Origin of the sequence: Listeria sp. ILCC796 (genome assembly GCF_900186175.1) — a bacterium.
Taxonomy (GTDB): Bacteria; Bacillota; Bacilli; order Lactobacillales; family Listeriaceae; genus Listeria; species Listeria goaensis.
The window spans coordinates 136772-156319 of the sequence record NZ_FYBV01000003.1; the positions used below are offsets into that span (position 1 = coordinate 136772).

20 protein-coding genes are annotated in these 19548 nt (G+C 42.8%); 9 read left to right on the plus strand and 11 right to left on the minus strand.

Annotated elements, in window-relative coordinates:
• Positions 1-8 precede the first annotated feature (8 nt).
• From dapF to CFS04_RS05325, 6 genes are all read left to right on the plus strand, one after another.
• Entirely contained in the window at positions 9-977 is a 969-nt protein-coding gene (gene dapF / locus CFS04_RS05300; protein WP_088809586.1) for a diaminopimelate epimerase, read from the plus strand.
• A gap of 11 nt (positions 978-988) precedes the next feature.
• Positions 989-1687, plus strand: coding sequence for a phosphatase PAP2 family protein (locus CFS04_RS05305; RefSeq protein WP_088809587.1), 699 nt, complete (start codon positions 989-991; stop codon positions 1685-1687).
• A 354-nt stretch (positions 1688-2041) separates the two neighbouring features.
• Positions 2042-2242 (plus strand): cold-shock protein CspD, encoded by a 201-nt coding sequence (cspD, locus tag CFS04_RS05310; protein ID WP_007472424.1) that lies wholly within the window; start codon positions 2042-2044, stop codon positions 2240-2242.
• A gap of 124 nt (positions 2243-2366) precedes the next feature.
• Positions 2367-3029 carry a deoxyribose-phosphate aldolase gene (deoC, locus tag CFS04_RS05315; protein WP_088809588.1) on the plus strand — a complete coding sequence of 221 codons (663 nt, stop codon included), beginning with the start codon at positions 2367-2369 and terminating at the stop codon, positions 3027-3029.
• Positions 3030-3163: 134 nt separating this feature from the next.
• Positions 3164-4165 (plus strand): LacI family DNA-binding transcriptional regulator, encoded by a 1002-nt coding sequence (locus CFS04_RS05320; protein WP_088809589.1) that lies wholly within the window; start codon positions 3164-3166, stop codon positions 4163-4165.
• A 104-nt stretch (positions 4166-4269) separates the two neighbouring features.
• Positions 4270-5571, plus strand: a complete 1302-nt coding sequence (locus CFS04_RS05325) for a pyrimidine-nucleoside phosphorylase (RefSeq protein WP_088809590.1) — start codon at positions 4270-4272, stop codon at positions 5569-5571.
• A 35-nt stretch (positions 5572-5606) separates the two neighbouring features.
• Here the strand turns inward: CFS04_RS05325 and ilvA are convergent, their stop codons facing one another.
• From ilvA to ilvD, 9 genes are read right to left on the minus strand one after another with little or no spacing between them, the layout of a single operon-like run.
• A complete protein-coding gene (gene ilvA / locus CFS04_RS05330) occupies positions 5607-6875 on the minus strand; it encodes a threonine ammonia-lyase IlvA (RefSeq protein ID WP_088809591.1) in 1269 nt (422 codons plus the stop codon).
• A gap of 15 nt (positions 6876-6890) precedes the next feature.
• Complete coding sequence (gene leuD / locus CFS04_RS05335) at positions 6891-7472, minus strand: 3-isopropylmalate dehydratase small subunit (RefSeq protein ID WP_088809592.1); 582 nt, start codon at positions 7470-7472, stop codon at positions 6891-6893.
• On the minus strand, positions 7450-8847 hold the full coding sequence (gene leuC, locus CFS04_RS05340) for a 3-isopropylmalate dehydratase large subunit (protein WP_088809593.1): 1398 nt from the start codon (positions 8845-8847) through the stop codon (positions 7450-7452). Before leuC ends, leuD begins: the two co-directional genes overlap by 23 nt.
• Positions 8840-9901, minus strand: coding sequence for a 3-isopropylmalate dehydrogenase (gene leuB, locus CFS04_RS05345; RefSeq protein ID WP_088809594.1), 1062 nt, complete (start codon positions 9899-9901; stop codon positions 8840-8842). Before leuB ends, leuC begins: the two co-directional genes overlap by 8 nt.
• Complete coding sequence (locus CFS04_RS05350) at positions 9902-11434, minus strand: 2-isopropylmalate synthase (RefSeq protein WP_088809595.1); 1533 nt, start codon at positions 11432-11434, stop codon at positions 9902-9904.
• A gap of 38 nt (positions 11435-11472) precedes the next feature.
• Complete coding sequence (ilvC, locus tag CFS04_RS05355; protein ID WP_088809596.1) at positions 11473-12483, minus strand: ketol-acid reductoisomerase; 1011 nt, start codon at positions 12481-12483, stop codon at positions 11473-11475.
• Positions 12484-12524: 41 nt separating this feature from the next.
• A complete protein-coding gene (gene ilvN, locus CFS04_RS05360; protein ID WP_088809597.1) occupies positions 12525-13013 on the minus strand; it encodes an acetolactate synthase small subunit in 489 nt (162 codons plus the stop codon).
• 1 nt (position 13014) lies between these two features.
• Complete coding sequence (ilvB, locus tag CFS04_RS05365) at positions 13015-14727, minus strand: biosynthetic-type acetolactate synthase large subunit (protein WP_179946381.1); 1713 nt, start codon at positions 14725-14727, stop codon at positions 13015-13017.
• 9 nt (positions 14728-14736) lie between these two features.
• Positions 14737-16428, minus strand: a complete 1692-nt coding sequence (ilvD, locus tag CFS04_RS05370; protein WP_088809599.1) for a dihydroxy-acid dehydratase — start codon at positions 16426-16428, stop codon at positions 14737-14739.
• A 633-nt stretch (positions 16429-17061) separates the two neighbouring features.
• Here ilvD and CFS04_RS05375 point away from each other — a divergent pair.
• A complete protein-coding gene (locus CFS04_RS05375) occupies positions 17062-17583 on the plus strand; it encodes a GNAT family N-acetyltransferase (protein ID WP_088809600.1) in 522 nt (173 codons plus the stop codon).
• Positions 17580-18047 (plus strand): DUF6884 domain-containing protein, encoded by a 468-nt coding sequence (locus CFS04_RS05380; protein ID WP_088809601.1) that lies wholly within the window; start codon positions 17580-17582, stop codon positions 18045-18047. The genes CFS04_RS05375 and CFS04_RS05380 overlap by 4 nt, the downstream gene beginning before the upstream one ends.
• Here the strand turns inward: CFS04_RS05380 and CFS04_RS12985 are convergent.
• Positions 18024-18161 carry a hypothetical protein gene (locus CFS04_RS12985; protein WP_088809602.1) on the minus strand — a complete coding sequence of 46 codons (138 nt, stop codon included), beginning with the start codon at positions 18159-18161 and terminating at the stop codon, positions 18024-18026. The genes CFS04_RS05380 and CFS04_RS12985 overlap by 24 nt on opposite strands.
• A 17-nt stretch (positions 18162-18178) precedes the next feature.
• Entirely contained in the window at positions 18179-18610 is a 432-nt protein-coding gene (locus CFS04_RS05390) for a YueI family protein (protein ID WP_088809603.1), read from the minus strand.
• Positions 18611-18848: 238 nt separating this feature from the next.
• Here CFS04_RS05390 and CFS04_RS05395 point away from each other — a divergent pair, with 238 nt between their 5' ends.
• Complete coding sequence (locus CFS04_RS05395; protein ID WP_088809604.1) at positions 18849-19517, plus strand: uracil-DNA glycosylase; 669 nt, start codon at positions 18849-18851, stop codon at positions 19515-19517.
• The last annotated feature ends 31 nt before the right edge of the window (positions 19518-19548 follow it).

Below are 19548 nucleotides of genomic sequence, written 5' to 3' on the forward strand. Positions count from 1 at the left end.
TTGACGCAATGAAAATAGAGTTTATTAAAGTTCATGGCTCACAAAACGACTTTTTTATCATCGATGAACGTTTAAATGACATCGAAAATTGGTCTGATGAAAGACGAACTAATTTGGCGCTTTTAATTTGTGCGCGCGATAATGCACTACGTGGTGCTGACGGAATTTTATTTGTGAGTACTGGGCGTGCGGGTACAATTGGGAAAATGCGTGTTTTTAACGCGGATGGCTCGGAAGCTTCGATGTGTGGGAATGGTCTTCGGACGGTCGCGCGTTATTTGCTTGAGAAGGCAAACTTAAACGAGGCGAAAGTTGAAACGATGAAAGCGGATCTTTTGATTCAGAAAAATGAATCGCTCGGCTATGACATTCCAACCTATCAAGTCGAAATTTCACCCGTTTTGTTTGACTTAGGAAGTCTCCCTTTTAACTACGAGAAAAAAGAACTTTTGAATGAAAAAATCCCTGAATTTGATGACGAACTGACTTTTTCTGCGGTGGCGGTGCCGAATCCGCACTTGATTACGTTTACTAGTCAGGCCGTTTTGGAATCGAGTAAGCAGGAGGAGCTCTCGCATTATTTGAACGGGGAAAATCCCTATTTTCCGGACGGTGTCAATGTTAGTTTTGTTCGTAAGCTTACGCCGGAAAAGATTTTTGTGCGCACGTATGAGCGAGGAGTAGGCTTCACTAATGCATGTGGAACGGCGATGTCGGCCTCTAGTCTGATTAAAAAACTCATCGACCATGATAAACTGGATGAGGTGCTTGACGTTTATAATGATGGTGGACGTGTTCGTGTGAAGGCGGATGAAAAATCCATCCAACTTATCGGAAATGCGACATTTACGGCTTTTGGGACTTTTGAGTTGGGTGATAATGGTTTTGAAGTTACCGCTTTTTCTGAAACGGGTGAGCAGGAAAATTATCTAAAGATGGTTCGTGAAGTGGAACAATTTTTAAATGATACAAAATAAGGAGAGAATTTATGAATACAAATCGAAAGAAAGCTTTGCCACTTTTTGTCATAGGAGGATTTGCTCTTTTACTATTTTTGATTGAACTTATGAGTGTGGCATCGGAACAAAGATGGGTTGCGAAATTTGATTTAATGTGGATTGAACGCATTAGGGAAGGAAACATTAAACCGAGCACGACAAACATGGTTGAATTCCTGACCCATTTTGGTTCTGCTGAATACATCATAGTGATGACGATTATCGTCGTGATTGTCTTATTTATTTTGAGAAAATTTGTAGTTGGACTATGGTTCGGTGGAACAGTTTTACTTTGCGGAGTCGTTTTGAATTTACTGTTCAAAAACTTAGTTGAACGCACTCGCCCAGATTCAGTAAATTGGTTGATTTCTGAAACTGGCTATAGTTACCCAAGTGGGCATGCGACGGCAACAAGCGTGTTTTATGGATTAGCAGCACTATTTTTGATTTTCACGGTGCGTCAAATGTGGCTGAAAATTGTTGTAGGTGTAGTAGGACTATTTATCATTTGCTATGTGATGTATTCTCGTGTTTACTTAGGCGTTCATTTCCCGACAGACGTATTGGGAGGTTTCTTATTCGGAATGGCATCGATTTTCCTTTCGACAGGTGTTTATTTCTTAGTTCGCAAGCCACTTCATGATATGTTAAAAAAATGGCGTCTTAACGATAAAAGTGTTGTAGAATAAGCAAACAAATTGAAGTGAAGTTTTTCAGAAAAGATGCTGAAAGCTTCACTTTTTTTATTAAGTTTTATAAAAGGGTTGGAATTTTCAATCATGTAAACGCCTTACTTTTTACTTGCATTTTAGAGTAGAACGATGTAATATAAATATATTGATAAGAAAATAAGCAAGTTGTATCATGAAGTAATGATGAGAACTATTCACATGTTATAAAGGGTATTCGCCTTGTCATTTGAATACTTTTTATAATATGTGAATTTTTTTTAAAAAAGCACTCGGTTGTTTGTTGTTTAGCTCGAACCAGTTTGTTTTTTTTGAGAAAGGCCATATTAGTAAATTTTTGGAGGTTTGTGAAATATGCAAACAGGTAAAGTAAAATGGTTCAACAGTGAAAAAGGTTTTGGATTTATCGAAGTTGAAGGCGGAGACGATGTATTCGTACACTTCAGCGCTATCCAAGGCGACGGATTCAAAACTTTAGACGAAGGTCAAGAAGTTGAATTTGAAGTTGTTGAAGGCCAACGTGGCCCACAAGCTGAAAACGTAACTAAATTATAATTTTCAGTTTGACCAAGCCAAAAATCTAGCAAATAAAAATATTTGCTAGATTTTTTTATTCCGTTGTATTTCAGTGAAAACTAGGTTAAGATACAGATATCATGTATCGAAGGAGTTTTGAATAATGGACATTGCGAAGATGATTGATCACACTGCTTTAAAACCTGAAACAAGCAAAGAGGCAATTTTAAAGCTAACAAGTGAAGCGAAAGAGTATCAATTTGCTTCTGTTTGCGTCAATCCAACATGGGTAAAATTAGCAAGCGAAGCACTTTCAGGAACGGATGTAGATGTTTGTACGGTTATTGGTTTTCCGCTCGGGGCAAACACTGCAGAAGTAAAAGCTTTTGAAACGAAAGATGCTATCCAAAACGGCGCGACGGAAGTAGATATGGTTATTAATATTGGCGAACTAAAAGACGGTAACGATGACGCAGTTCTTGCTGATATTAAAGCCGTTGTAGATGCAGCGAATGGGACACTCGTTAAAGTGATTATTGAAACATGTTTATTAACTGACGATGAAAAAGTGCGTGCATGTGAGCTAGCTGTAAAAGCGGGAGCTGATTTCGTAAAAACTTCAACAGGCTTTTCAACAGGCGGTGCGACTGCAGCTGATATTACTTTAATGCGCAAAACAGTTGGACCGAATATTGGGGTAAAAGCATCTGGTGGCATACGCACAAAAGAAGATGTTCTTGCGATGATTGAAGCAGGTGCGACACGAATTGGCGCTAGTGCGGGAGTTGCTATTGTTTCTGGCGGCACGAGTACATCAGATTATTAGGATAACTTGAGGAAGCATGCGGGCATGCTTCTTTTTTATAAAATAAAATAGTATGCGTTTACATTGCTAGCGTTGCAACGATTGTCGCTTTAGTGTATGATGAAGAGGAGCGTTGAAGGAAGCGGGGGAACGGCATGAGTGTAACGATTCGGGAGATTGCGGAGAAAACGGGTGTTTCGATTACGGCCATTTCGCAAATCTTAAACGGAAAAGGGGACAGGTTTAGCGAGGTAACTAAAAATCGCGTGTTAAAAGCAGCAAAAGATATGGCGTATAAACCGAATTTTTTTGCTAAAAATATGGTCACGAATCATACGAATACAATTGGCATGGTTGTACCAGAAGTGACGGATGCTTTTTTTTCGCAAATGGTCAAAGGGGCAGAAGACTATTTAAATCAACATGATTACATGATTATGCTTTGCAACTCTTCCAATGATAAAGAGCGCGAAGATAGATATGTGGAGGAACTACTACACCGCGCTGTAGATGGACTTATTATTGCCAGCCCAAATATTTTAGCTTCCAAAGTATTCGAACGTATGCGTGAAAAAAAGAAACCGTACATTTTACTCGACCGACAACGAAATGAACAAAAAGAAGGACGAATTGCTGTTGATGACTATGAGGGCGGTTATATGGCGACCAAACATTTACTTGAACTTGGTCACGAAAAAATCGGGATTATTATTTCGGACAACTCATTTTACAACGTATTTGAGCGTTATGAAGGCTATTTGGCATGTATGAAAGATGCGGGCATAACCGTACCAGAAGACTGGATTGCTAGCGGGGATCAGACGATGGACGGCGGATTTAAAGCTGGGGATAAGTTGCTTGCAGGCGGTGTAACAGGCGTGTTCGCAACGAATGATTTAATGGCTGTCGGACTTTATCGCTTTCTTTTTGATAAGGGGATTAAAATTCCAGAGGATTTATCGGTCATTGGCTTTGATGATATCGAACTTTCGGAATTCATGACGCCGCCACTTACAACCATTCGCCAGCCTATCTATGAAATTGGCGCGATTGCAGCCGAATTTCTCTTGCAAAAAATTGCTTGCCCAGAAGAAAAAATGAAAAATCGTTTACTCGATTTAAAGTTGATTGAGCGAGGCAGCACAAAAAAGATTTGACAGAACTTGGTAGCCTCAAGTATAGTGAAAATATCTGATAGTTTTAGTCAAAAGTAAAACGGTTTACTAAAAATGTAACCGATACCAAATAAGGAGTGGTTAGCGTGAGAATGGTGGATATTATTTCCAAGAAAAGGGACGGGCACGAACTTACGACGGCTGAAATTAATTTTTTTATTGAGGGATATACGAAAGGGGAAATTCCTGATTATCAAGTGAGTGCACTACTCATGGCGATTTATTTTGAAGATATGACAGATAACGAGCGCGCGGATATGACGATGGCGATGGTGAATTCAGGTGAAACAATTGATTTGTCGGCCATTCACGGAATAAAAGTAGATAAACACTCCACAGGTGGCGTAGGGGATACGACAACACTCGTTTTAGCTCCGCTTGTTGCGGCTTTAGGTGTTCCGGTTGCGAAAATGTCTGGGCGAGGTTTAGGGCACACAGGCGGCACGATTGACAAATTAGAAGCGGTGGAAGGATTTCATGTCGAGATTACGAAAGATGACTTCATTGAGCTTGTGAACCGCGATAAGGTGGCTGTCATTGGACAGTCTGGCAACTTAACACCCGCCGATAAAAAACTGTACGCTCTTCGTGATGTAACGGGTACGGTGGATTCCATTCCGCTTATTGCGAGTTCAATTATGAGTAAAAAAATTGCCGCAGGTGCGGACGCGATTTGTTTGGATGTGAAAACTGGCGCGGGTGCGTTTATGAAAACCGATGAAGATGCTGAAAACTTGGCGCGGGCGATGGTGCGCATTGGGAACAGTGTTGGTCGCAATACGATGGCCGTTATTTCTGATATGTCGCAACCGCTAGGCTACGCAATTGGGAATGCGCTTGAAGTGAAGGAAGCGATTGATACGCTAAAAGGGGAAGGTCCAGCTGATTTGACGGAACTTGTTTTAGTGCTAGGCAGTCAAATGGTAGTGTTAGCGAAGCAGGCAGAAAGTTTAGAAGAGGCGCGCGAAAAATTGCTTGCTGTTATGAAAAATGGACAGGCGCTTCAGAAATTTAAACAGTTTTTAGAAAACCAAGGTGGCGATGCAAGCATTGTAGATTCGCCAGAAAAATTGCCACAAGCTACATATAAAATTGAAGTACCTGCTAAAAAAAGTGGTTTTGTGAGCGAAATTGTAGCAGACGAAATTGGTGTGGCCGCAATGATTCTAGGCGCCGGGCGTGCAACGAAAGAAGATGAAATTGATCTAGCGGTTGGACTGATGTTACGCAAAAAAGTTGGCGATGCCGTTCAAGCAGGCGACTCTCTCGTAACCATTTTCAGCAATAAGGAAGATGTGGCGGGTGTCACAGAGAAAATTTATGAGAATATCCGCATTTCTAGTCAGGCGGAAGCGCCGAAACTGGTGCATAAAATTATCACGGAATAATGAAAAGCGTTTGGGGCAACCCCAAACGCTTTTTTTTAAACCAAAAGAGTATATAAAGTTTGATTATCATTAATCGGAATGAAACTTGGGTCAAAGATTCCCATTCGCTCGAGCAGCGCGGGATAGTCTTCTTTATAACTTAGTAGCACGCCAATGATAACAGGCCCGTTGCCACGATTGACTTTTTTCGTGTATTCAAATTTAGTAATGTCATCATGCGGTCCGAGCACCTCACCAACAAATTCCTTTAGCGCACCAGGGCGTTGCGGGAAATTTACGATAAAGTAATGCTTTAAACCTTGGAACAGAAGGGAGCGCTCCTCGATTTCCTGCATGCGATTGATGTCATTATTACCACCGCTCACCACGCAGACGACCGTTTTCCCTTTAATTTCTTCTTTATAGTGTTCGAGCGCCGCAACAGACAGGGCTCCAGCCGGTTCCGCCACAATCGCTTGCTTTGTGTACATCTCAAGAATCGTCTGGCAAACTTCGCCTTCTGGGACTGAAATGCAACCATCTATAAACTTCTCGGCATGTTTAAAGGTGAGTTCACCGACTTGCTTCACAGCCGCCCCGTCTACAAACTTGTCGATTTGGGGGAGATTGACCGTTTTGCCGGCTTCAAGGGCAGCCGCCATCGAAGGTGCACCGCTTGGCTCAACGCCAATTATTTTCGTATGTGGGCTAGCTTCTTTCATGAAACTCGAAATGCCACTAATTAAGCCGCCACCGCCAATTGCTGCGAAAACGTAATCGGCTTTTTCCCCAGCCGCTTCGAGGTCATAAAAGGCTTCAACAGCAAGCGTGCCTTGGCCTGCAATGATATCAAGATCATCAAACGGCGCGATGAAAGTAGTTTCATGCTCCTTTGAATAAGCTTTGGCAGATTCAGCAGATGCGTCGAATGTGTCGCCTGTTAAAATGACGTCGACAAACTCACCACCGAAAAATTTTACTTGCGTGACCTTCTGATTTGGCGTAGTTGTGGGCATGAAAATGGCTGCTTTTACCCCCAATTTTTGACATGTATAAGCAACGCCTTGTGCGTGATTGCCAGCGCTTGCGCATGTGACGCCTTTTGCGCGTTCGGCTTCGCCTAAGCGGTGAATGGCATAGTAGGCACCGCGGAGTTTAAAGGAGCGGACCCATTGCAAATCTTCGCGTTTAAGGAAAACTTGGCAGTCGTATTTGTGCGAGAGATACGGATCTAGTTCGAGCGGAGTCCGTTTTACGATGGATTTTAACACCTCATATGCTTTTAAAACATCGGATTTTGATACGAGTACATCAGCCAGTTCCATTTTTTCACAACCTTTCTATTTGGTTTCGATTTTTTCTTCATACGCCAAAATGGCATCTAAATGTTCGAGCGTAATCGCGATATCGTCGAGTCCGTTCAAAAACTTTTCTTTCCAAGTGGGGTCAATCGTGAATGAAAATTGACCGACAGAGCTTCGCACCTCTTGATTTGGCAAGTCGATAACGATTTCTTCTTCGGAGGAAATTTTGGACAGTTTCTCGCGTGCCAGAGCAGGCAACACAATGGGGAGGACTCCGTTTTTTGTGCAGTTCATGTAAAAAATGTCGCTGTAGCCACCGGCAATGATGACCCGGAAGCCGTAATCAAGTAGCGCCCAAGCGGCATGTTCGCGCGACGAGCCGCAACCAAAATTGTCGCCAGTTACTAGAATCGTCGCGTTTTGTCTGTCAGCCGCATTAAGCGGGAATTCAGGATTTGGCTTACGATTTGGCAAATAGCGCCACTCATCAAACAGAAATTCACCAAATCCCGTTTTTTCAATTCGTTTTAAAAAGGTCTTTGGAATAATTTGGTCGGTGTCGATGTTATCATTCATGAGCGCCACCGTTTGCCCTTTATGAATTTGAATAGCTTCCACTAAGAACAGCCTCCTTTCGAACATCAATAAATTTGCCGTGAATAGCTGCTGCCGCGGCCATAGCAGGGGAGACGAGATGCGTTCTAGCACCTTTCCCTTGTCGTCCTTCAAAATTACGGTTGGACGTCGAGGCGCAGTGCACACCATCTGGCACTTGGTCGGGATTCATCCCAAGACACATTGAGCAACCAGGCTCGCGCCACTCAAATCCGGCCGCCTTAAACACCTCATCTAAACCACGCTTTTCTGCTTCAAAACGGACTTTGCGCGAACCCGGGACGACGAGTGCGCGAATCCCCGGTTTAACTTTTTTCCCCGCAATGATTTTAGCCGCTTCCTCAAGATCAGAAATCCGTGCGTTCGTGCACGAACCGATAAAGACGTATCCGAGCTCAATATCTTCGGCGCGTGCGCCAGGAGTAAGTCCCATGTAAGTGTAGGCACGCTCATCGTTAATATTTTGAATCGCTGGGAACGGCTGGGAAATCGGCACGCCCATTTCAGGATTCGTTCCCCATGTGACGTAAGGTTCGAGAGTGGAAACGTCAACTTGAAGATGCAAATCATAAGTAGCGTCGTCGTCTGTTTTCAGCGTCTGCCAATCTGTAATGGCCGCTTCCATATCTTGCGGTGCATATTCACGTCCGCGAACATAGTCAAATGTCGTTTGATCTGGCGCCATCATGCCCATTTTTGCGCCACCTTCAATTGCCATATTGCAAATGGTCATACGTTCTTCCATCGTGAGCTTCGATATCGTATCGCCGAAATATTCAATGGCATATCCCGTTCCAAAAGCAACGCCATAAGTGGCAATTAAATGCAAAATAATATCCTTCGCATAAACGCCTGGTTGCAGCTCGCCCGTAATTTCAATGCCCATCGACTTCGGTTTCTGCTGCCAAATGGTTTGCGTCGCAAAAACATGTTCCACTTCACTTGAACCAATCCCAAAACCAATCGCGCCAAAGGCCCCGTGTGTCGCCGTATGCGAGTCACCGCATACAATGACTTTCCCAGGTTGTGTCAGCCCCGTTTCAGGGCCCACCATGTGCACAATTCCTTGTCGGTCAGAACCTACATCGGCAAGTGTGACACCAAAATCGCGACAGTTTTTTTGCAAAGCTTCAATTTGTTTTTTCGCTACTAAGTCTTGAATGTTAAAAATATCTTCAGTCGGAACGTTGTGATCCATCGTCGCAAACGTCTTATCTGGCCGTCTTACTGGACGATTTCCCATGCGAAGCCCTTCAAACGCCTGCGGAGAAGTCACTTCATGAATGAGATGCAAATCAACATATAATAACTGTGGTTCACCAACTTCCCCGTAAATCACATGACGGTCCCACAATTTATCAAATAGCGTCTTACCCATGTGTAACGCCTCCTTTAATCCGTTTTTGAACTTCTGTCGTAAAGGCCGTCGTACTCGTTTCGCCCTTTAAATCTTTTGTGAAAAACCCGGCTATTAAGGTATCATTTACAGCGGTTTCCAGTGCGTGCGCCTCAGCTTCCAAGTGGAAAGATTCCCTTAACATCATCGCAACTGATAAAATCATCGAAATTGGGTTTGCTACGTTTTGACCCGCAATATCAGGCGCAGATCCGTGAATCGGCTCATAAAGCGAAGGTCCATTTTCCGCAAAACTCGCCGAAGGAAGCATGCCCAGTGAGCCAGACAAAACAGAAGCTTCGTCACTTAAAATATCACCAAACATGTTTTCCGTAACGAGCACATCATATTGCCGCGGATTTTGAATCAAATGCATCGCACATGCGTCCACATATTGATGTTCGAGTGTAACGTCAGGATAGTCCGCCGCCACATCATTTGCGATTTGGCGCCACAATTTGCTCGATGCAAGTACATTCGCTTTATCAACCGAAGTCACTTTTTTCTTGCGGTTTTTCGCAATTTCAAACGCCTGAACGATAATTCGACGGATCTCTTCAGCAGAATAAACGAGCGTATCTACCGCGCTGTCTGCGTCGAAACGCTTCGGCTCACCGAAGTAAAGCCCACCCGTCAGCTCCCGCACAATCACCAAGTCAGTGCCATTTACAATCTCTTGTTTTAAAGGGGAGAGATGGCTAATACTTCTAGACACCTGTACAGGACGAATATTTGCGAACAAACCGAGTGATTTCCGAAGAGCAAGTAAGCCTTGTTCCGGCCGAATCGGTGCATCATCCCACTTTGGGCCTCCAATTGCCGCAAGCAAAATGGCGTCAGCGCTTAGACATGCTTGAAGCGTTTCTTCTGGAAATGGCTGGCCTGTCAAATCAATTGCCGCCCCACCAAACGCGCAAGTTTTAATTTGAAACGTATGACCAAATTGTTTTTCAATTTCCTTTAGCGCAGAAAGACCAGCCTCCATAATTTCTGGTCCAATCCCGTCGCCTGGAAGTGCTGTAATCGTATACTCCATTTAGCGTGCCTCCTCAAATGACTTTTCTGTTTCAGGCATTTTTTTCGTGCTTGCATTTAAGTATGCCTTCGCACTTGCGGTCAGCACATCATGGTCAATGCCAATTCCGTGAATTTCATGGCCCGCTTGATTTTTAATAACCACATGAACTTCCGCTTGTGCATCTTGACCAGGAGTAATGGCTTGAATGTGATAATTCACGAGCGTAACGTCTTGATTTAGCAGACGATTAATCGTGTTGTAAATCGCTTCAATGCTTCCAGCTCCAGTCGCAGCGTCTTCGCGCACGCCATCTTGTCCCTCTGTTCTAACGACCGCCGCCTGAACGCCATCTGTCACAAATTGCACTTGGAGGTGAGTCAGCGATTCATTTTCCGCTGTTTCAGCCGCTTGACCAGCCACTAACGCATGCAAGTCTGCCTCGGAGATTTCCTTTTTAACATCAGCAAGATTTTTAAATTGTTTAAAGGCTTCGTTTTGTTCCGCTTCCGAAAGCGAATAGCCGAGTTCCTCCATGCGTGCTGTGAACGCGTGCCGCCCAGAAAGCTTCCCAAGTGGTAGCGAATTTTTTTGAACGCCAACAAGAGCTGGCGTAATAATCTCATACGTATCCGGATTTTTCAGCACACCATCTTGGTGAATGCCCGATTCATGCGCATAGGCATTGCCACCAATAACCGCTTTGTTGCGCGGAACCGGCATGCCTGAAAGCCGGCTTACCAAATCGCTCGTCGCCTTAATTTGATTGAGTGTTATATTCGTTTCCGCTTGGTAGAAATCCTTCCGAATGTGGAGCGCTACAGCGACTTCCTCAAGTGCAGTATTGCCCGCACGTTCGCCGATGCCATTAATAGCACCTTCCACGCGGAGCGCACCGTTTTCAATTGCTGCCAGCGAATTGGCAACTGCCATTCCAAGGTCATCGTGACAATGCGAGGAAAAAATCACATCATCAAATTCTGGAATGTTCGCTTTTAGGTCACGGAAGAGCTGGCCAAATTCGGTAGGATTCGTGTAGCCGACCGTGTCAGGGATATTAATTACCTTTGCGCCAGCATGAATGGCGGTTTGAACGGCCTCAATTAGAAACGCCCGATCTGTCCGCGTCGCATCTTCTGGCGAAAATTGAACAATGTTAAATAGCTTTCTAGCAAAAGTAACGTGGTGTTTGATAGAAGCCAAAACTTCATCTTTGGTCATTTTGAGTTTGTACTGCATATGGACGTCGCTTGTCGCAAGAAAAATATGCAGTTGCGGGCTTTTCGCATGTTTTAGCGCTTCATGTGCCCGTAAAATGTCCTGTTCCCGGCAACGTGCTAAACCAGTTACACTAGATGTTTGAACGGCTTCACTAATGGCTTTCACGCATTCAAAATCACCTAGAGAAGAAATCGGAAAACCGGCTTCGATGACATCTACACCAAGTTTTTCCAGTTGTAAGGCGATTCTAACTTTCTCCTTTACATCAAAATTTACTCCAGGGGTTTGTTCGCCGTCGCGAAGTGTAGTGTCAAAAAACTGGATTTTTTTCATTCGATTTCACCTCATTAGATTTATTTGATGGAACAAAATTATTTGACTTGTTCAACTTGTTTAGGATTTACAAATGGCATCATACGACGTAAATTCGCGCCAACTTCCTCAATTTGATGTCCTTTTTGTTCAGCACGCAAACGGTGGAATTCTTTAAAGCCGTTTTTATTATCATCAATAAAGGCTTTGGCAAAATTTCCGTTTTGAATATCCGTAAGTACTTCTTTCATTGCTTTTTTCGTATCCGCCGTCACAACGCGAGGACCAGATACGTAATCACCGTATTCCGCCGTATTTGAAATGGAGTGGCGCATTTTTTCCATACCGCCTTCATACATTAAATCCACAATTAATTTCATTTCGTGCAGCACTTCAAAGTAAGCAAGTTCAGGTTGGTAACCCGCTTCCACAAGCGTTTCAAAACCAGCTTGGATTAAATGTGTAGCACCGCCGCAAAGAACAGCTTGTTCACCGAATAAATCTGTTTCCGTTTCTTCTTTAAAGGTTGTTTCAATAACGCCAGCACGTGTTGCTCCGATACCTTTTGCATAAGATAAAGCAACATCGCGCGCGCCTCCAGTTGCATCTTGGTAAACTGCAAACAGGGCAGGGACTGCACCGCCTTCAACGAATGTGCGACGAACAAGATGCCCAGGACCTTTTGGCGCTACTAAAAATACATCCACGTCACTTGGCGGCGTGATAACGTCAAAGTGAATGTTAAAACCATGTGCAAAAACAAGTGCATTGCCAGCTTCTAGGCCGGGTTTAATTTCATTTTCATAAGCTTCTCCTTGTGTCTCATCAGGAAGCAAAATCATGACCACATCAGCTTTTTCAGCAGCATCTTTGACAGAATATACTTTAAAACCATCATTTCTTGCCGCTTCCGCTGATTTACCTTCACGAATACCGATAATAACGTTATTTCCATTATCACGTAAATTTTGAGAATGGGCGTGACCTTGCGAACCATACCCAATAACCGCAACCGTTTTTCCTTCTAAAGCATTTCCATTTACTGCATCTTCATAATAAACTTTTGTCATTTTCCTAACCTCCAAATTTTTTCTATAGGGTAATTCATTACCTAATTTTTTTTCGGACTGCGTGTAAAGCCAGTCACACCAGTTCTTGCCATTTGTTTAATTCCATAAGGTCTGACAACATCGACAAAGGCGTCTACCTTTTCACTCGTTCCCGCAACTTGAATGACAATGCTTTTTGCACCGACATCAATAATCGTCGCTCGAAAAGGTTCAATCACAGCAGTGAGCTCCGCACGAACAGAAGCAGGGGCGCTAATTTTCACAAGTGCTAATTCACGCTCAATATGCGGATCATCTGTAATATCACTAACCTTTAACACATCAATTTGCTTATTTAATTGCTTCGTCACTTGCTCAATTTCATACAGTGAGTCCACATGAACAACAATCGTAATCCGCGATACATTCGGGGTTTCTGTCCAACCAACCGAAATACTATCGATATTATATTGTCGCCTCGAAATGACACCCGTAATCCGGTTCAAAACCCCCGAAGCGTTGTTCACCGTTGCCGTAATAATTCTGCGCATCTCACTCGACTCCCTCCATCTGATGATTCGGTTTTCCACTCGGCACCATCGGCAGCACGAGCTCATTTTTTGAAATATGAACATCAATGACAGCAGGACCATCGTGTGAAAAAGCTTCGCGTAATTTCGCTTCAAGCGTTTCAGGGGCTGTGATGCGTACACTCTTGACCCCGTATGCTTCACTAAGCTTCACAAAATCAGGCTGACTTTGGAAAATGGAATGTGAAAAGCGCTCATTGTGGAATTTTTCCTGCCACTGTCTGACCATCCCAAGAGAGCCATTGTTTAAAATAATCGTCTTAAGTGCGATGCCGTAATCATTTAAAATCGCCAGTTCCTGCGACGTCATTTGAAAGCCACCATCGCCAACAAAAGCCACGACCGTTTTATTTGGAAAAGCTAACTTTGCGCCAATCCCAGCTGGAATCCCAAAGCCCATCGTGCCTAGACCGCCACTTGTAATAATTTGATGGTCAAATTGGAAAGGATAAAATTGTGCCACCCACATTTGATGCTGCCCAACGTCCGTTGCCACAAGCGCCTCACCATTTGTTAATTCACCAACGAGTTCAATTACTTTTTGCGGTTTAATCTCAGCATTTTGTTTCCGGTCATATGAATAAGGATGTCGTTCTTTTCGCGTCATATTTAATTTGTGCCAGTGGGCAATATCTTCCTTGTCCGCTAAATCCATTTTTAAAATTTGCTGTAGCGTTTCATTAATGTCTGCCACAATAGGAATTTGCGTCGGAATAATTTTACCAATTTCCGCTGGGTCAATATCAACATGAGCAATAACAGCGTGTTTGGCAAATTCTTTTGGCGCGCTTGCTAAACGATCATCGAAGCGTGAACCAAAGTTGATGAGCAAATCGCAATCTGTTAGCGCCATGTTGGCAGCATAGGAGCCATGCATACCGCCCATACCAAGAAAAAGTTCGTGATCAGAAGGGAAGCTCCCAAGACCAAGTAAGGTATTCACAACTGGTATTTCATAACGTTCTGCAAATTCTAAAAGTTCAGCCGTCGCGCGCGAATGATTTACGCCTGCACCTGCTAAAATGAGCGGCTTATTCGCTTTTTCAAGCGCCTGCATCAATTTTTCTACTTGCAACGGATTCGGTAAGTAAGTAGGTTGGTATCCCGGTAAATCAATTGTATCGGGATGTACCACATCCGTATGCGCAATTCCAATGTCTTTTGGAATATCAATTACAACAGGGCCTTTTCGACCGGTTGTCGCAATATGAAATGCTTCATTTACAATTCGTGGTAAGTCACGCACATCGCGCACTTGGTAATTGTATTTTGTAATCGGAATGGTTAGCCCAATCATATCAGCCTCTTGGAAGGCGTCTTTACCAATTCCCGGCGTATGAACTTGGCCAGTAAAAACGACTAAAGGAATTGAATCGCTCATGGCATCAGCAATTCCAGTTAGCACGTTCGTAGCACCAGGCCCACTTGTCACAACAACAACGCCTGGTTTGCCCGTCACTTTCGCATAACCTTCCGCCGCATGAATGGCACCTTGTTCGTGTCTTGCCAAAATATGCGGAATATTGCAGTCATAAAATCCATCGTAAAGCGGTAGAACGGCACCACCCGGATAGCCAAAAATCATTTCAACGTTTTGTTTATTCAAGGCATCAATTAGCAGTTCGGCGCCTGTTTTTGCTGCCGTGTCGCTTACTTCGTTTTTTAGCATCTTCATCACCTCGTTTTAATCTAATAAGTCTTCTGGAATTTGCATAACGCCGCCTGTGTGAGCCGATGTGACGAGCGCTGTGTAACGAGCCAAATAACCCGTTTTTACTTTTGCTTTAAAAGGTTGTAGTTCTTGTTTGCGCGCTTCAAGTTCGGCATCTGACACGTCCACGTTTAGCGTTCTGTTCGGCAAGTCGATGATAATTTGGTCACCGTCCCGAACGAGTGCAATCGGACCACCCGCTGCTGCTTCTGGTGAAATATGACCGACGGCAATGCCGCGAGTTGCTCCGGAAAATCTACCGTCTGTGATGAGCGCCACATCTTTACCAAGTCCGCGACCAACGATAGAAGAGGTTGGTGCGAGCATTTCTGGCATTCCCGGCCCGCCTTTTGGACCTTCATAGCGAATGACCACGACGTGACCTTCTTTTACGGTATGATTATCAATCGCTTCAACCGCTTCATCGTGTGAACTAAAGCAAATCGCTTCGCCTTTAAACACTTGAACGGACGGATCTACACCGCCGACTTTAATCGCCGCTCCTTTTGGTGCAATGTTGCCAAAGAGAATGGATAACCCGCCAACAGGGCTATAAGGATCTTCTTTCGGATGAATGACTTTTTCATTTTTGATTGCCGCATCCGCTACATTTTCGCGAATCGTTTTGCCCGTTACCGTGATTCGGTCAGGGTGAATCGCATTTTCAAGTTCCACAAGTTCTTTCACTATGGCAGAAACGCCACCAGCCTCATGAACATCGTGCATCGAATAGGCGGAAGACGGGGCGATTTTTGAAAGGTAGGGTACACGAGCTGCAATATCATTAATTCGCTCAAGCTCATAATCGATGCCGGCTTCATTAGCAAGCGCGAGCGTGTGCAGTACCGTGTTGGTTGAACCGCCCATCGCCATATCAAGCGCAAACGCATCATCAATGGCATCCTTCGTAACAATATCTCTTGGACGAATGTCCTTTTTAACCAAATCCATCAAATGAAAAGCCGATTTCCGAATCAGTTCGCGCCGGTCATCCGAAACTGCGAGTGTCGTCCCGTTACCCGGAAGAGCAAGACCAAGAATTTCCATCAGACAATTCATGGAGTTGGCAGTGAACATTCCTGCGCATGAACCGCAAGTTGGACACGCGTTTTTTTCCATATCTAAAAATTCTTCTTTCGACATCGAGCCTTCTTTAAATGATCCAACAGCTTCAAAAACGGAGGAGAGCGTTAACGCTTTTCCGGTTGCTGAAAGACCAGCTTTCATCGGGCCACCTGAACAAAAAATAGCGGGGACGTTTGTCCGAACTGATGCGAGCAACATGCCGGGCGTAATTTTATCGCAATTCGGAATATAAAACACGCCATCAAACCAGTGCGCATTAATAACAGTTTCTGCCGCATCCGCAATGATTTCGCGACTTGGTAGGGAATAACGCATACCAATATGTCCCATCGCAATCCCATCATCTACACCAATCGTATTGAATTCAAATGGAATACCGCCAGCTTCGCGAATAGCTTCCTTCGCTACATCTGCAAGTTCACGTAAATGTACGTGACCCGGAACAATATCAATATATGAATTACAGATTGCAATGAATGGCTTATTCATGTCACCCGGGCTTTTTAGTTGCCCCGTTGCATGCAGCAAGCTTCTTGCCGGTGCTTGTTCAACACCTTTTTTGATTTTATCACTTCGCATTTTTCTACCCCTTTTCCTACCATAAATTTTCTAAGCAGAATTTTGTGAATTTACTAAACAATAAATGTATGCTAGCTATCTTTTCAAAAGAAAAAGCACCCCAATTTTGTTCCAAACAAAATGGGATGCTTTGAAAGAATCCCATTTAGTAATTCTAAACAGGACTCGAAACCGCTTGAAATCGCGAATTCAAAGTCCTGCTAGAGTAATAAAATTGTAATGACGGCATTAAATGATACTTGTTTCATGGTCATTAACTCCTTTTAATCAAAATGGGATATAGCATTCATAATTTACCACATCAAAGCTTTAAATCTAGCAAGTGATGTAATGTTATAATTAAATATAAACGTGTTGCTCGTAGAAGTCAACAGTTATTTGAAAATTTTCTGTCAGTTTAGACGATTCAATAATTGAGAATAGAAAAATGATAAATTAGTACCAGGTATAACAATCCACCTATAACTTAAAAGAAAACGCTTTCTCGATGAAAATAAAAAAAGAAAACAGAATAGTTTTACTTTTTGATTAAAATTATTATATTTTTATCACGATGGACCCAAAAGTATACAAGTGGAGCTTTTTTTGATAAGTTTAAATTAGTAAATTTGATGAGGAAAGCAAGGGAATAAAATGGAACCTTTGGAAACAAAACGGTTGCTTTTAATTGAATATACATTTGAAATGATTGAGGCCACAATTAAAGGTATTTCAGAGCTCGAAAAAGTGACGGGATACGATGTTTCAGAAGAATGGCCGGGAATCGATTTCTTTTTTTATTTACCATATGTTCTGGAAAATGTGAAAAACAAACCTGAGATGACAAAGTGGACAAAACTTGTTGTCTTAAAAGAAGAAGGCATTGTAATCGGTGAAATTGGTGGGCAAGGGAATCCCGACGAAACAGGAGAAATTGAGCTCGGATACAGCATTGTAGAAAGCTATCAAGGCCATGGATACATGAAAGAGGCGTTAGCTGAAATGGTTTTGTGGCTTGTCGCGCAGAAAAAAATAACCCGCATTTTTGCGCGGTCATTTGAGCATAATTTAGCTTCGATACATGTTTTACAAGGCACCGGCTTTAAATACCGAGAAGGCCACGATGAAATGCAACTAGGCGGGAAAATTACACTTTGGGAGCTGGATCAAACATGATGATAATTCCTTCTGGGAAACCTAAGATATGGGATAAAAATCCAAAATATGGTCCTTGTCAGGCAAGAAAAGCATACACTGGAACGTTTCATAAACTCTGTCAGGCTTACGCAGAAAAATTTGCAGATGAATACGTGATTTTGTCCCCCAAATACGGATTCCTGCACCCAAATGATACCCTTTTGAAAACATATGATGTCCGTTTCAATCAAAAAGGCGTCACAGCTGAAACTATTCAACTAGACGCACTAAAAGCGCAGTGGCGCGCATTAAAACTTGAAAATCAAGAATCAATTATTCTACTTGGTGGCAAAAAATATGGTCCGCTTCTGGAACAAATCACAGGTGGTACGCAGCAATTTGTGCAGCCACTCATTGGCTACTCGGGAATTGGCGTGATGCAGGCAAAATTGAAACAAGCCATTTTGTCCAATCAGCCGTTAAATGCGTGTGAGCATGAATAAAGCGGCTGTAATTAATAAGAAAAGTACGCCCATATTGACGTTTTTTCGAATGAAAAAGTAAAGTGATTGAATTAGCATTAGCGCGCATAATGCGACAACAACTATGTGTAACATCTTTTAAACCTCCTATGCTAATTTAAAATTTCTTTGATTTTGTCTAAAAGGGAGCGTTTCTCTGTGTTTTCAGGTTCCTTTTGCTCCGCATGTAAATGGACGTCTTCGATATTCACTTCTTTTGTATCGGCTAAAACGAGATAAATATCGGTATCCTCTTCTTCACGTGACACAATTGAAAACTCGTGTTTCGTTCGTTCAGCAATTTGAATATATGGCCGAAGCAGCGCGTATCCAAGTGCGCCATTTAAAAGTAATTTGGAACCTTCATACGTGAGAACCTTTTCTTCTAGTTCAGGCAACATTTTTTTAGAAAGAACTTCACTTTTATTTAACGCAACAATGACGCGTTCTCGGTACGTTCCCAAATATTTCTTTTTTTCTGCTGGATTCAATTCTTTCGGACCATATAACCCGTTGTCGATGTAGTCTTGCAAATTATCAGCCATTTTACAACTGCTCCTTTAAGATTATTCTCTTTCATTTTAGCATGTGCCCATTTAAATTCAAGCTTGAATAATCAATTTGCACTTTATTTTTAACTTCTAGGTATGATATAATTTTTATAACTACGTTTTGTAGTATAAGTTAGGGCAATCTAAAAAAATACATAAGATGAGGCTTAGAAAGTATGCTAGGCGTATATTTTCTTTTTAGTCAAAAAAGAAAGCAAGAGGTGTAAGCTTAATGAAAAGCTGGAGTGAATTTTTAGAGCAGGAAGCGAATGAAACTTATTTTGTCGAACTGATGGAAAAAGTTGGTGCGGCACGTCGTTTAGGAAATGTTTATCCACCTGAAGAAGATATGTTTTCCTGTTTTAAATTATGCCCATATGAAAAGACTAAAGTGGTCATTATCGGGCAAGATCCGTATCACCGCGCGGGGCAGGCGCATGGACTTAGTTTCTCGGTTAAACCGGGGCAAAAAATTCCGCCTAGCTTGCGAAATATGTATAAAGAGTTGAAAACGGACTTAAATATTGATGCGCCAAATCATGGTTATTTAGGTGGTTGGGCGGAGCAAGGTGTTTTGATGATGAACACAAGTTGGAGCGTTCAGGAAGGGGAGGCGGGAAGCCATAAATCATACGGCTGGGCTACTTTCACGAAAAGAGTGTTAGCTGAACTAAATGATTACCCCGAACCACTTGTGTTTATTCTTTGGGGCAACCACGCTCAAAAGGTAGCAGAAGGTGTGACGAATCCAAAACATTATTTAATTAAAGGAACACACCCATCACCACTTGCAGCAAATGGCGGATTTTTTGGAAGCCAACCATTTTCAAAAGCAAATGACTTTCTCGAAAAATCTGGGCGCGGGAAAATTGATTGGGCCCTCCAAAATATAAACAGCTAAGGGAAGTAATGATAAGATTAGAGGCATTAAA

Bases quoted from the DNA above. Each gene is read 5' to 3' on its own strand.
- dapF (WP_088809586.1), top strand. From the start codon at position 9: ATGAAAATAGAGTTTATTAAAGTTCATGGCTCACAAAACGACTTTTTT.
- CFS04_RS05305 (WP_088809587.1), top strand. From the start codon at position 989: ATGAATACAAATCGAAAGAAAGCTTTGCCACTTTTTGTCATAGGAGGA.
- cspD (WP_007472424.1), top strand. From the start codon at position 2,042: ATGCAAACAGGTAAAGTAAAATGGTTCAACAGTGAAAAAGGTTTTGGA.
- deoC (WP_088809588.1), top strand. From the start codon at position 2,367: ATGGACATTGCGAAGATGATTGATCACACTGCTTTAAAACCTGAAACA.
- CFS04_RS05320 (WP_088809589.1), top strand. From the start codon at position 3,164: ATGAGTGTAACGATTCGGGAGATTGCGGAGAAAACGGGTGTTTCGATT.
- ilvA (WP_088809591.1), bottom strand. From the start codon at position 6,875: ATGGAACTGGCTGATGTACTCGTATCAAAATCCGATGTTTTAAAAGCA.
- leuC (WP_088809593.1), bottom strand. From the start codon at position 8,847: ATGGGTAAGACGCTATTTGATAAATTGTGGGACCGTCATGTGATTTAC.
- leuB (WP_088809594.1), bottom strand. From the start codon at position 9,901: ATGGAGTATACGATTACAGCACTTCCAGGCGACGGGATTGGACCAGAA.
- CFS04_RS05350 (WP_088809595.1), bottom strand. From the start codon at position 11,434: ATGAAAAAAATCCAGTTTTTTGACACTACACTTCGCGACGGCGAACAA.
- ilvC (WP_088809596.1), bottom strand. From the start codon at position 12,483: ATGACAAAAGTTTATTATGAAGATGCAGTAAATGGAAATGCTTTAGAA.
- ilvN (WP_088809597.1), bottom strand. From the start codon at position 13,013: ATGCGCAGAATTATTACGGCAACGGTGAACAACGCTTCGGGGGTTTTG.
- ilvB (WP_179946381.1), bottom strand. From the start codon at position 14,727: ATGAAGATGCTAAAAAACGAAGTAAGCGACACGGCAGCAAAAACAGGC.
- ilvD (WP_088809599.1), bottom strand. From the start codon at position 16,428: ATGCGAAGTGATAAAATCAAAAAAGGTGTTGAACAAGCACCGGCAAGA.
- CFS04_RS05375 (WP_088809600.1), top strand. From the start codon at position 17,062: ATGGAACCTTTGGAAACAAAACGGTTGCTTTTAATTGAATATACATTT.
- CFS04_RS05380 (WP_088809601.1), top strand. From the start codon at position 17,580: ATGATGATAATTCCTTCTGGGAAACCTAAGATATGGGATAAAAATCCA.
- CFS04_RS12985 (WP_088809602.1), bottom strand. From the start codon at position 18,161: ATGTTACACATAGTTGTTGTCGCATTATGCGCGCTAATGCTAATTCAA.
- CFS04_RS05390 (WP_088809603.1), bottom strand. From the start codon at position 18,610: ATGGCTGATAATTTGCAAGACTACATCGACAACGGGTTATATGGTCCG.
- CFS04_RS05395 (WP_088809604.1), top strand. From the start codon at position 18,849: ATGAAAAGCTGGAGTGAATTTTTAGAGCAGGAAGCGAATGAAACTTAT.